We start from the raw sequence: 12,224 nt of genomic DNA, 5'->3' as shown, positions 1-12,224 counted from the left end.
GGGCCGTATGGTCTGTGGTCATGGAGACGAGCACCGAGGGCGCGGCCGAGGCCGCCGGCGGCGGGGTCGCGGATGTGGCCCCGCCGGTCGTGGGCGAGCAGGCGGCGACGGCACAGGACGTGACGGTCACGGCCGAGGCGCGTGTCGCCATAGCGCCCGCGTCGTTGTCGCCGTCGCGTGCGAGCGACTTCATGCAGTGCCCGTTGCTGTACCGGTTCCGGGTGATCGACCGGCTGCCGGAGAAGCCGAGTGAGGCGGCGACGCGGGGCACCTTGGTGCATGCGGTGCTAGAGCGGCTGTTCGACGCTCCGGCGGGCGAGCGGACGCCGCCGCGGGCGAAGTCGCTCATCCCCGGTCAGTGGGACCGGTTGCGGGAGTCGAGGCCCGAGGTCGTGGAGCTGTTCGCCGACGATCCGGAGGGTGAGCGGCTGGCGCAGTGGCTCGGGGAGGCCGAGCAGCTGGTGGAGCGGTGGTTCAGTCTCGAGGATCCGACGCGGCTGGAGCCGGCCGAGCGGGAGTTGTTCGTCGAGGCCGAGCTGGAGTCCGGGCTGAAGCTGCGCGGGATCATCGACCGGGTGGACGTGGCGCCGACGGGGGATGTGCGCATCGTCGACTACAAGACGGGCAAGGCGCCGCGGCCGGAGTACGCCGAGGGCGCGCTGTTCCAGATGAAGTTCTACGCGCTGGTGGTGTGGCGGCTGAAGCAGGTCGTGCCGCGGCGGCTGCAGCTGGTGTATCTCGGCAGCGGTGACGTCCTGACGTACGACCCTGTTCTGGCCGATCTGGAGCGGGTGGAGCGCAAGCTGCTGGCGCTGTGGGAGGCGATCCGGCTGGCGACGGAGACGGGCGAGTGGCGGCCGAGGCCGACGAAGCTGTGCGGCTGGTGCGATCACCAGGCTCACTGCCCGGAGTTCGGTGGCACTCCCCCGCCGTATCCGCTGCCGGTGAGGGCGGCCGAGTCCGGCCAGGCCCAACAGGGCAGAATGGGGCCGGGCTAGCGAAGGAGTGTCACGTGGCCATCCGCGTCCTACTGGTCGACGACCAGCCGCTGCTGCGTACCGGCTTCCGGATGATCCTGGAAGCGGAGCAGGACATCGCTGTCGTCGGGGAGGCCGGGGACGGCCTCCAGGCGCTCGACCAGGTGCGGGCGTTGCAGCCCGACGTGGTGCTGATGGACATCCGCATGCCGCGGATGGACGGCGTCGAGGCGACACGGCAGATCACCGGGCCGGGGCGGGACGGCCCGGCGAAGGTACTGGTGCTGACGACGTTCGATCTCGACGAGTATGTGGTGGAGGCGTTGCGAGCGGGGGCCAGCGGCTTCCTGCTCAAGGACGCCCCGGCCAATGAGCTGGTGCAGGCGATCCGGGTGGTGGCCGCGGGTGAGGCGATGCTCGCGCCGAGCATCACGCGCCGGCTGCTCGACAAGTACGCCACGCATCTGCCGTCGGGTGACGAGCCGGTCCCCGACACGCTGCACACGCTCACGGACCGTGAGGTCGAGGTGCTGAAGCTGGTGGCGCGCGGGCTGTCGAACGCGGAGATCGCCGCCGATCTGTTCGTCAGCGAGACCACCGTGAAGACGCATGTGGGCCATGTGCTGACCAAGCTGGGGCTGCGGGACCGTGTGCAGGCGGCGGTCTATGCGTACGAGAGCGGGCTGGTGCGCCCCGGCGCGCAGTAGCGGAACCGCGGGTATGACGGCGAAGGGCGCCCCCTCCCAAGAGGGGGCGCCCTTCTTTGTGCTGTGGGTGCCGGGTCAGCCCTTGCTGATCTCCCAGAAGCGGAAGACGGTCGAGGCGTCGAGGCAGTACTCCAGGCCGTAGACGTTGTCGCGGACGACGGCGTACTGCTTGGCCTGCCACAGGGGCAGGACCGGGAGTTCGGCGGCGACGGTGTCCTGGAGGCGGGCATAGTCGTCGTCGGTGGCGGAGCGGTCGCTCTGGGCGGCGGTGCGCGGGATGAGCGTGTCGGTGATCATGCTGTTGGTGTAGTTGTTGCTCAGCACGTTGCCCTTGCCGAAGAAGGGGGCGGTGAAGTTGTCGGCGTCCGGGTAGTCGGGGACCCAGCCCTTCACGTAGACGCCGTACTTGCCCTTGGCTATGTCCTTCTCGTACTGGTCGTAGGCGACGGACTCGACGTCGGCGTCGAACAGGCCGCTCTTGTTGAGCTGTTCGGCGATCGCCTTGAGTTCCTGGTCGGTGGAGGGGCCGTAGCGGGTCGGGGTGGACCAGAGGGTGAGCTTGACCTTGCCGGTGATGCCTTCGGCGTCGAGGGCGGCGGCGGCCTTGGCCTTGGAGGGGCGGGCGCCGTAGGTGTCGAAGAAGGCCGTGTTGTGGCCCGCGATACCGGCCGGGATGATCGAGTACAGCGAGGTGGCGGTGCCCTGGTAGACCTGGGCCATCAGGGCGTCGCGGTCGAGCAGGTAGGCGATGGCCTTGCGGACACCGAGCTTGCCGGTGACCGGGTCGTCCATGTTGAAGACGAGGTGCTGGACCTCGGCGCTGGTGCCGTCGACGACCTCGACCTCGGCGTCGGTTCCGGCGTTCTCGATGTCGGAGATGTCGCTCGCGGTGAGGCCTCGGTAGGCGATGTCGATCTTGTCGTCGGTGAGGGCCTGCTTCAGCTTGTCCTGGTCGCCGTGGAAGAACTTGAGGGTGACGCCGGAGTTCTTGACGTCGGCGTTGCCCTCGTAGTTCTCGTTGACGGAGAAGACGGCCTCGCTGTCGCCGAAGGAGTCCAGCTTGTAGGGGCCGGAGCCGACGGCCTCGCCGTCCTCGCGCAGCTTGCCGGCGTCGTACTGCCGGTGGTCGACGATGGAGCCGGCACCGGAGGCGATCTTGCTCGGGAAGGTGGCGTCGGGGGTGTTCAGCTGGAAGACGACCGTGTTCTCGTCCGGCGTCTCGACCTTGTCGAGCATGGGGAACATGATCGCGGGGCCGGCGTCGTCGTTGATCTTCAGCATGCGGTCGAAGGAGAACTTGACGTCCTCCGAGGTGAGCGAGTCACCGTTGCTGAACTTCAGACCGTCCTTCAGCTTGCACTTGTAGACCTGGGTCCTGGTGTCGCTGAACGCGCAGCTCTCGGCGAGTTCGGGTACCGGCTCGGTGCCGCCGTTGGGGAAGCTCAGCAGCGACTGGAAGACGTTGTTGAACAGCAGCCATGAGCCGGGGTCGTAGCCGGACGCCGGGTCGGTGGCCAGGACGTCGTCGGACATCCCCATGACGACGGCGGAGCCGCCGCTTCCGGATGCCCCGTTCTCCGTGCCGCATCCGGTCAACAGGCCGGAGGCCAGCCCCGCCATGATCGGCAGGACTGGCCACTGGTTGCGCATGTTCACGTACGAGTGCCTTGTCGTCGGTGGTCGAATCCCGGGCCGGCCGTCCCGGGCCCCGGGCAGGGGACGATCAGCCGCTCACGCCACGGCCGAGCTCCCACAGCTGAAGGGTGGAGGAGGAGTTGAGGGCGTACGCGGTGCCGGTGATGTCGTCGCGGGCGGCGACGTACTGCTTGCCCTGCCACAGCGGGAGCACCGGGACGTCGGCGGCGACGATGTCCTGGATGTCGGTGAGGCTGGTGGAGGCGGACAGCCGGTCGGCCTGGCGGCGGGACTCCGGGATCAGGGTGTTGCGGATCTCGCTGTTGGCGTAGGGCGAGCCGAGGAAGTTGCCCTTGTCGAGGAACGGCGCGAGGTAGTTGTCGGCGTCGGGGAAGTCGGGGAACCAGCCCATGCCGTAGACGTCGTACGCGCCCTTCTGCTCGGCAGGGCGGAAGGTCTTCCAGGCTTCGCCCTTGATGCTGACGTCGAACAGGCCGCTGGCGTTGAGCTGCTTCTGGAGCTGCTCGAACTCCAGCTTGGTGGCCGAGCCGTAGTGGTCGGTCGTGTAGTGCAGGGTCAGCTTGACCGGGGTGGTGATGTTCGCCTTGGTCAGCAGGGCGGTGGCCTTGGTCTTGCTGGGGTCGCCGTACTTGTTGAAGAACGAGTTGGAGTGGCCGACGATGCTCGCCGGGACCAGCGAGAACAGCGGCTCGGCCTCGGAGCCGTAGACCTTGGCGACGAGTTCGCTGCGGTTGACGATCTGGGCCATCGCCTGGCGCACGGCCTTGGTCTTGACCGTGGCGGCGTCGGTGTTGAAGGCGAGGTAGCGGATCTCCAGGCCGGGCATCTCGACCAGGTCGACATCGCTGTCGGAGGACGCGGAGAGCTTCTCGATCTGCTCCGGCGACATGGTGCGGCCCATGACGTCGATGTCACCGTCCTCGAGGGCGGTGCCCATGGCGTCGGCGTCCGCGTAGGTGCGCAGCTCGACCTTGTCGTTGTTCACCTTCAGCGTCCCCTGGTAGTTGGGGTTCTTGGTGAACACGGCGCTGACCAGCTCATCGTTCTTGACCTCGGCCGACATGGTGTACGGGCCGGAGCCGTCGAGGTCGAAGCCGTCGCGCAGCTTCTTGGGCTCATAGTCGTCGGGACTGACGATGCCGGCGACGGGGGTCGAGAGCTTGTACGGGAAGGTGGCGTCGGCCGTCTTGAGGTGGAAGATCACCTCGCGGTCGCCCTTGGTCTCGACGGTGTCGATGGTGGACAGCAGTCCGACCGGGCCGCCCTCGGCGTTGATGTCCCGCGCGCGGTCGATGGAGTACTTGACGTCCTTGGCGGTGACGGCGTCGCCGTTCGCGAACTTGAGGCCCTCGCGCAGCTTGCAGGCGTAGCGCTCGTTGCCGGTGTCGGTGAAGCCGCAGCTCTCGGCGGCCTCGGGCACGGGCTCGCCCTCGCCGCGCGGCTGGATCATCAGGGTCTGCACGGTCTGGCGCAGGATGTTCCAGATGCCGGCGTCGTAGGCGTAGGCGGGGTCGAGCGGGGCGGGGGCGTCCTTCGAGGCAGTGACCGCGTCCGTGGTGCCGACGACTATCGCGTCTCCGCCGCCACTGCCGCCGTCAGATCCGCCGCACGCGGCGAGAACCGGGGCGAGCAGACCGATCACGGCCGGCAGCACCAAAGTCTTGCGGTTCATGCTCGAGTTTCTCCAGAGCTGTCGAGTCCGTGTATCCGGCATGCATGGGTGGTGCGGCGGATCCACGGGGGGTGCGGTGATGTTCTCGCGACGAGATTAGTCCGCGCCCGAAGGGCGGTTCGCAGGCACCGGAGTTGAAGTGCCATCACGGAGCGAAACCGGGTGCGGACACACCGAAAACCCGACAGGGGAAGGATTAGTGCAGGCTTCCATCAATCGGGACACAAGGGCACGACACAATCCCCCCATTGCGGGCCGCAAGCACAGGCCGCGCTACCTGTCGACCTCCCGTGAAGTGGGGAACGTCACATGCTCAACAAGGTGTAGCCGTACCGGAATTCGGCCACCGGTCAAGACCTCTGCCTGGATTCGAATTCCTTTGCGCGCGGGCCCGGGAATTTCCTCGTTATCGACACTGCACGCTGGGTGAACGCTCAGCGCATTTCCGTCATCAGACCGCGCAGAAATGCCAGGTCGACCTCTTCGAGCGAGCTGACGACGGTGCGGCGGGCGGCGGGGGCGATGGGGGCGACGGACGGCACCGCCACGACCTGGCAGCCCGCGGCCTCGGCGGCGGCCACGCCGGTGGCGGTGTCCTCGACGACGGCGCATCTGGCCGGATCCACGCCGAGCCCGGCCGCGGCGAAGAGATAGGGGTCGGGGTGCGGCTTGGTGCGGGCCACCTCGTCACCGGCGACGGTGAGGCTGAAGTGCTGGGGGCCCAGAGAGGTCAGGACCCGGTCGATGATGCGCCGGTGGGAGGCGGAGACCAGGGCGGTGGGGATCTCGTACTCGGCGAGCTCGGCCAGCAGCCGCAGGGCGCCCGGCATCAGCGGCAGGGTGCGCCCGATGCGGTCCTCGAAGCCGTCGTTGAGCAGCACCGTGAGCTCGGGGAGGGTGATGTCGGCGCCGGTGGCCTCGATGAGGAACCCCGCGCTGCGGGTCATGGGACCGCCGACCACGACATGGCGCCAGGAGTCGTCGAGGGTGTGGCCGAGACCGGCGAAGACCTCGGCCTCGACGTCCCACCAGAAGCCCTCGGTGTCCACCAGGGTGCCGTCCATGTCGAGGAGCACGGCCTGCAGGGCCGACCCTTCGGCCGTACGGGTTCCGAGCGCGGGGACCGTACTGGTCATGTAGGCGCACCTCCTTGAGGGACGATCAGGCCGGTTCCCATGGAGGGAACCGGCCTGCGATGGACCGTCCAGTGTACGACTGTCCCGGAGGATGCGCCTCGTTTGACCGAGGTGCTCCGGGGCACATCTCAAGTACCACGGAGGGCGGTCTCGAGCTGCGCTTATGCCGGTTTCGAGGACCCCGCTAGCGGGCGTTGAAGTACTTCGCCTCCGGGTGGTGGATCACGATGGCGTCCGTGGACTGCTCGGGGTGCAGCTGGAACTCCTCGGACAGGTGGACGCCGATGCGCTCGGGCTGGAGCAGGTCGGCGATCTTGGCGCGGTCCTCCAGGTTGGGGCAGGCGCCGTAGCCGAGCGAGAAGCGGGCGCCCCGGTACTTCAGGGCGAACATGTCCTCGATGTCGCTGGGGTCCTCACCGGCGAAGCCCAGCTCCGAACGCACGCGCGCGTGCCAGTACTCGGCGAGGGCCTCGGCCAACTGGACGGACAGGCCGTGCAGTTCGAGGTAGTCGCGGTAGGCGTTCGCCTCGAAGAGCTTCGCCGTCTGCTCGCCGATGCGGGAGCCGACGGTGACGACCTGGAGGCCGACGACGTCGGTCTCCCCCGACTCCTCCGGGCGGAAGAAGTCGGCCAGACACAGCCGACGTCCACGGCGCTGCCGCGGGAAGGTGAAGCGGGTGCGCTCGTTGCCCTGGTCGTCGAGGATGATCAGGTCGTCGTCCTTGGAGACGCACGGGAAGTAGCCGTAGACCACGGCCGCTTCCAGCAGGTTCTCCGTCTGGAGCTGGTCGAGCAGCCCGCGCAGCCGCGGCCGGCCCTCGGTCTCGACGAGCTCCTCGTAGGTGGGCCCGTCGCCCGTGCGCGCCTGCTTCAGCCCCCACTGCCCCTTGAAGAGGGCGCCCTCGTCGAGCCAGGAGGCGTACTCCTTGAGCTGGATGCCCTTGATGACGCGGGTGTCCCAGAACGGCGGCGTGGGGATGCGGTTGTCGGTGGCGACGTCGGAGCGGACGTGCCCCTCCTCGGGGCGCTCCTCCTCGACCTGTACGGAACTGGCACGCACCCGGCGCTGCTTGAGCTCGGGCAGGGCAGCCCCCGGCACGCCCCGCTTCACACCGATCAGCGCGTCCATCAGCCGCAGACCCTCGAATGCGTCGCGGGCGTAACGGACTTCGCCCTCGTAGATCTCGTGCAGATCCTGCTCGACATACGCCCGGGTCAGCGCCGCACCACCCAGGATGACCGGGTAATCGGCGGCCATGCCCCGGGAGTTGAGCTCCTCCAGGTTCTCCTTCATGATCACCGTGGACTTCACCAGCAGCCCCGACATACCGATCACATCGGCCCGGTGCTCCTCGGCCGCCTCCAGGATCGCGGAGACCGGCTGCTTGATGCCCAGGTTGACCACGTTGTAGCCGTTGTTGGACAGGATGATATCGACCAGGTTCTTGCCGATGTCATGGACGTCCCCGCGCACGGTGGCCAGCACGATCGTGCCCTTGCCCTCCGCGTCCGACTTCTCCATGTGCGGTTCGAGATAGGCGACCGCCGTCTTCATCACCTCGGCCGACTGCAACACGAACGGCAACTGCATCTGCCCCGACCCGAACAGCTCACCGACGACCTTCATGCCGTCCAGCAGGATCTCGTTGACGATGTCCAGCGCCGGACGAGTCTGGAGAGCGTCGGCAAGGTCCTGTTCGAGGCCGTTCTTCTCGCCGTCGATGATCCGCCGCTTCAGCCGCTCCTCCAGCGGCAGCGCGGCCAGCTCCTCGGCCTTGCCCGCCTTCAACGACTTCGCGGTGGCGCCCTCGAACAGCGCCATCAGCTTCTGGAGCGGGTCATAACCCTCGGCACGACGGTCGTAGATCAGATCAAGGGCCGTCTGCACCTCCTCCTCGCTGAACCGGGCGATCGGCAGGATCTTCGAGGCGTGCACGATCGCCGAGTCCAGACCGGCCTTGACGCACTCGTCCAGGAAGACGGAGTTGAGCAAGATGCGGGCGGCCGGATTCAGGCCGAAGGAGATGTTCGACAGGCCCAGCGTCGTCTGGACGTCCGGGTGACGCCGCTTGAGCTCGCGGATCGCCTCGATGGTGGCGATACCGTCCTTGCGCGACTCTTCCTGACCCGTGCAGATCGTGAAGGTCAGGGTGTCGATGAGGATGTCCGACTCGTGGATGCCCCAGTTCCCGGTCAGATCGTCGATCAGCCGCTCGGCGATGGCGACCTTCGTCTCGGGGGTACGGGCCTGGCCCTCCTCGTCGATGGTCAGCGCGATCAGCGCCGCCCCGTGCTCCTGGGCGAGCTTGGTGACCTTCGCGAACCGGGACTCGGGGCCATCGCCGTCCTCGTAGTTGACGGAGTTGATGACCGCACGCCCGCCCAGCTTCTCCAGACCGGCCTGGATGACGTCGACCTCGGTCGAGTCCAGGACGATCGGCAGGGTGGAGGCGGTGGCGAAGCGTCCGGCCAGCTCCTCCATGTCCGCCACACCGTCACGGCCGACGTAGTCCACGCACAGGTCCAGCATGTGCGCACCCTCGCGGATCTGGTCCCGGGCCATCTCCACACAGTCGTCCCAGCGACCCTCCAGCATCGCCTCACGGAACTTCTTCGACCCGTTGGCATTCGTCCGCTCACCGATCGCCATGTACGCCGTGTCCTGACGGAACGGCACCGTCTGGTAGAGCGAGGCGGCGCCGGGCTCGGGGCGCGGGTTGCGCTCGGCAGGGGTGAGGTCGCGGACGCGTTCGACGACCTGGCGCAGATGCTCGGGGGTGGTGCCGCAGCAGCCGCCGATGAGGCTCAGACCGTAGTCGCGTACGAAGTTCTCCTGGGCGTCCGCCAGGCCCTCGGGGCCGAGGGGGAAGTGGGCGCCGTCCTTGGTGAGGATGGGCAGGCCCGCGTTCGGCATGCACAGCAGCGGGATGCGGGAGTGCCGGGTGAGGTAGCGCAGGTGCTCGCTCATCTCGGCGGGGCCGGTGGAGCAGTTCAGGCCGATCATGTCGATGCCGAGGGGCTCCAGCGCGGTGAGCGCGGCGCCGATCTCGGAGCCGAGGAGCATGGTGCCGGTCGTCTCGAAGGCCATGGAGACGACGAGCGGTACGTCGGCGCCGGTGGCCTCCATGGCGCGGCGGGCGCCGAGGACGGAGGCCTTGGTCTGGAGCAGGTCCTGGGTGGTCTCGACGATCAAGGCGTCGGCGCCGCCGGCGAGCAGGCCCTCGACGTTGGCCTGGTAGCCGTCGCGGATGGTGGCGTAGTCGATGTGGCCGAGGGTGGGCAGCTTGGTGCCGGGGCCGACGGAGCCGAGGACCCAGCGCTGACGGCCGTCCCGGGCGGTGTACTCGTCGGCGGTCTCGCGGGCGATGCGGGCGCCGGCCTCGGACAGCTCGTGGACCCGGTCCGCGATGTCGTACTCGGAGGCGGCCGTGTGGTTGGACCCGAAGGTGTTGGTCTCGACGCAGTCGACGCCCACCGCGAAGTACGCGTCGTGGACGGAGCGGACGATGTCCGGGCGGGTGACGTTGAGGATCTCGTTACAGCCTTCGAGGTTCTCGAAGTCCTCAAGCGTGGGGTCCTGCGCCTGGAGCATGGTTCCCATGGCTCCGTCGGCGACCACCACACGGGTGGCGAGCGCCTCGCGGAGCGCGGACACACGGGTCCGGCTGTCGGCGGAAGGGGACGGTGGCAACGAGGCCATGAAAGGGCTCCCTTTGGGTGCGACGGCTGTCGGCTTTGCGTCCTGCCGCGGGACTTCCCACAGCGGGCGCACGCCGTCAGGGTAGCCGGGACCGGACCCGGATGGTCAGGGCGTCCACGGGGCGGACGAGGATGACGGGCAGGTCACCAGCGGGATACGAGTGACGCAGGACTGCGCGTCGAGTGGCGCAAACGTGTCGTCCGACTATTGGCGGTCGGTCGGCATGGACTAGTAGTGTTCGACATTGCCGAACGGCGGCAGCGACGTCGCGGGTCGACGGCGAAGGGGACGGAGGCAGGGACGGCGATGGCACGGAACATCCAGTCGCTCGAACGGGCGGCCGCGATGCTGCGGCTGCTCGCGGGCGGCGAGCGGCGGCTCGGCCTGTCGGACATCGCCTCGGCCCTGGGCCTCGCCAAGGGCACCGCGCACGGGATTCTGCGCACCTTGCAGCAGGAGGGCTTCGTCGAGCAGGACGACGCCTCCGGGCGCTATCAGCTGGGCGCCGAGCTGCTGCGCCTTGGCACGACCTATCTCGATGTGCACGAGCTGCGGGCGCGGGCCCTGGTGTGGACCGACGACCTGGCCCGTTCCAGCGGCGAGAGCGTCTATCTCGGGGTCCTGCACCAGCAGGGCGTGCTGATCGTGCACCACGTCTTCCGGCCGGACGACAGCCGTCAGGTGCTGGAGATCGGGGCCATGCAGCCCCTGCACTCCACGGCGCTGGGCAAGGTGCTGTCGGCGTACGACCCGGTGGCGCACAGCGAGGCCATCGAGGCGGACCGCAAACCGTTCACGGATCGCACGGTGTGCGAGCTGGAGGCGTTCGAGAACATCCTCGACATCTCCCGCGCGCGTGGCTACGCGGCGGACGTGGAGGAGACCTGGGAGGGCGTGGCCGGCGTGGCCGCGCCCATCCATGACCGGCGGCGGATGCCGGTGGGCGCGGTCGGCATCACGGGCGCGGTGGAGCGGCTGTGCCGGGACGGCGAGCTGCGGCCCGAGCTGATCGCGGCGGTACGGGACTGTGCCCGCGCGGTGTCGCGGGATCTGGGCGCGGGGCGCTTCTAGGGCCTGCCCGGCGGATCAGGTCGCAGAAAGGGCGCGGTACCTCACCACGTCTGCGGCAGGATCCGCCGGGCAGGCCCTAGAGCGCGGCCGGCATTCGGGAACTGGTAAGAGCGGGCCGGTACGCCGCGACGGCGTACCGGCCTTCGCCATACCCTGAGATGGACATATCGGACGAGTGGCCACCGGGGTCCCGTCCGAAGATCGATAGCTCACAGCAATCAATAACGATCGTGCTTTCGATAACAGAACCCTTGACGCACACGTAACGCCGGAGCAAGACTCCCGTCCATCGGTCGGCATTGTCGAACACCTACCGGCAATACGCGCTAGAGTGTGACAACGCCAAGGGCCGGCAACGCTCTCACCCCCGAGGGCACGCGAACCACCGGTGGGACCCGGGGTTCTGCTTCCCCTGGACGAAGGACAAAGGAGTCGCGGGTGTCCAGCTCCGACATCTTCATCGGCGAGACCATCGGTACCGCCATACTCATCCTGCTCGGCGGCGGCGTCTGTGCGGCCGTCACGCTGAAGGCCTCCAAGGCCCGTAACGCCGGTTGGCTCGCCATCACCTTCGGGTGGGGTTTCGCCGTACTCACGGCCGTCTACACCTCCGCGCCGCTGTCCGGCGCTCATCTGAACCCGGCCGTCACGCTCGCCCTCGCGCTGAAGAAGAACGGCATCGAGTGGAGCCAGGTCCCGACCTACTGGGGCGGACAGCTCCTCGGCGCCATGATCGGCGCCACCCTGGTCTGGGTCGCCTACTACGGCCAGTTCCACGCGCACCTCACCGACAAGGAGATCGTCGGCGGTCCGGGTGCGCAGGCCACGAAGGCCAAGGCCGTCGAGGCCCAGGAGCAGGGCGCCGGCCCCGTGCTGGGCATCTTCTCCACCGGTCCGGAGATCCGGAACGCCATCCAGAACGTCGCCACCGAGGTCATCGGCACCATCGTGCTGGTGCTCGCCGTCCTCACGCAGGGCCTCAACGACGGCGGCAACGGTCTGGGCACCCTGGGCGCCCTCATCACCGCCCTGGTCGTCGTCTCCATCGGTCTGTCCCTCGGTGGCCCGACCGGCTACGCGATCAACCCGGCCCGTGACCTCGGTCCGCGTATCGTGCACGCCCTCCTGCCCCTGCCCAACAAGGGCGGCTCCGACTGGAGCTACGCCTGGGTCCCGGTCGTCGGTCCGCTGATCGGCGGCGCGATCGCTGCGGGCATCTACAACATCGCTTTCGCTTAGAAGCAGCACTTCTCGAAGCAGCACTTCCCGAAGCAGCACTTCCCGAAGCAGCACCTTCTGACAAGC

General features: G+C 68.3%; 8 protein-coding genes. 4 read left to right on the top strand and 4 right to left on the bottom strand.

The window, feature by feature from the left end; all coding sequences use genetic code 11:
- The first annotated feature begins 20 nt into the window (after positions 1 to 20).
- Complete coding sequence (locus OG885_RS35905; RefSeq protein WP_405738842.1) at positions 21 to 998, top strand: RecB family exonuclease; 978 nt, start codon at positions 21 to 23, stop codon at positions 996 to 998.
- Positions 999 to 1,012: 14 nt separating this feature from the next.
- A complete protein-coding gene (locus OG885_RS35900) occupies positions 1,013 to 1,684 on the top strand; it encodes a response regulator transcription factor (protein WP_020141342.1) in 672 nt (223 codons plus the stop codon).
- Positions 1,685 to 1,759: 75 nt separating this feature from the next.
- Here the strand turns inward: OG885_RS35900 and OG885_RS35895 are convergent, their stop codons facing one another.
- From OG885_RS35895 to metH, 4 genes are all read right to left on the bottom strand, one after another.
- A complete protein-coding gene (locus OG885_RS35895) occupies positions 1,760 to 3,340 on the bottom strand; it encodes an ABC transporter substrate-binding protein (RefSeq protein WP_405738839.1) in 1,581 nt (526 codons plus the stop codon).
- 67 nt (positions 3,341 to 3,407) lie between these two features.
- Positions 3,408 to 5,012 (bottom strand): ABC transporter substrate-binding protein, encoded by a 1,605-nt coding sequence (locus OG885_RS35890; protein ID WP_405738836.1) that lies wholly within the window; start codon positions 5,010 to 5,012, stop codon positions 3,408 to 3,410.
- Positions 5,013 to 5,446: 434 nt separating this feature from the next.
- Entirely contained in the window at positions 5,447 to 6,148 is a 702-nt protein-coding gene (locus tag OG885_RS35885) for an HAD family hydrolase (protein ID WP_405738833.1), read from the bottom strand.
- Between the two features lie 184 nt (positions 6,149 to 6,332).
- Entirely contained in the window at positions 6,333 to 9,848 is a 3,516-nt protein-coding gene (gene metH / locus OG885_RS35880) for a methionine synthase (RefSeq protein WP_405738830.1), read from the bottom strand.
- Positions 9,849 to 10,154: 306 nt separating this feature from the next.
- On the opposite strand from metH, the gene OG885_RS35875 reads away from it, so the two are divergent.
- Both OG885_RS35875 and OG885_RS35870 read left to right on the top strand, forming a co-directional pair.
- Complete coding sequence (locus OG885_RS35875; RefSeq protein WP_399957844.1) at positions 10,155 to 10,919, top strand: IclR family transcriptional regulator; 765 nt, start codon at positions 10,155 to 10,157, stop codon at positions 10,917 to 10,919.
- A gap of 438 nt (positions 10,920 to 11,357) precedes the next feature.
- The gene (locus OG885_RS35870) at positions 11,358 to 12,158 is read left to right on the top strand and encodes an MIP/aquaporin family protein (protein ID WP_405738827.1); all 801 of its coding nucleotides are present in this window, start codon (positions 11,358 to 11,360) and stop codon (positions 12,156 to 12,158) included.
- The last annotated feature ends 66 nt before the right edge of the window (positions 12,159 to 12,224 follow it).

Origin of the sequence: Streptomyces sp. NBC_00028 (assembly GCF_045041065.1) — a bacterium.
Taxonomy (GTDB): Bacteria; Actinomycetota; Actinomycetes; order Streptomycetales; family Streptomycetaceae; genus Streptomyces.
The sequence above is the reverse complement of the archived record's forward strand: the minus strand, read 5'-3'. Positions and strand labels throughout refer to the sequence as shown.

Bases quoted from the DNA above. Each gene is read 5' to 3' on its own strand.
- OG885_RS35905 (WP_405738842.1), top strand. From the start codon at position 21: ATGGAGACGAGCACCGAGGGCGCGGCCGAGGCCGCCGGCGGCGGGGTC.
- OG885_RS35890 (WP_405738836.1), bottom strand. From the start codon at position 5,012: ATGAACCGCAAGACTTTGGTGCTGCCGGCCGTGATCGGTCTGCTCGCC.
- OG885_RS35885 (WP_405738833.1), bottom strand. From the start codon at position 6,148: ATGACCAGTACGGTCCCCGCGCTCGGAACCCGTACGGCCGAAGGGTCG.
- metH (WP_405738830.1), bottom strand. From the start codon at position 9,848: ATGGCCTCGTTGCCACCGTCCCCTTCCGCCGACAGCCGGACCCGTGTG.
- OG885_RS35875 (WP_399957844.1), top strand. From the start codon at position 10,155: ATGGCACGGAACATCCAGTCGCTCGAACGGGCGGCCGCGATGCTGCGG.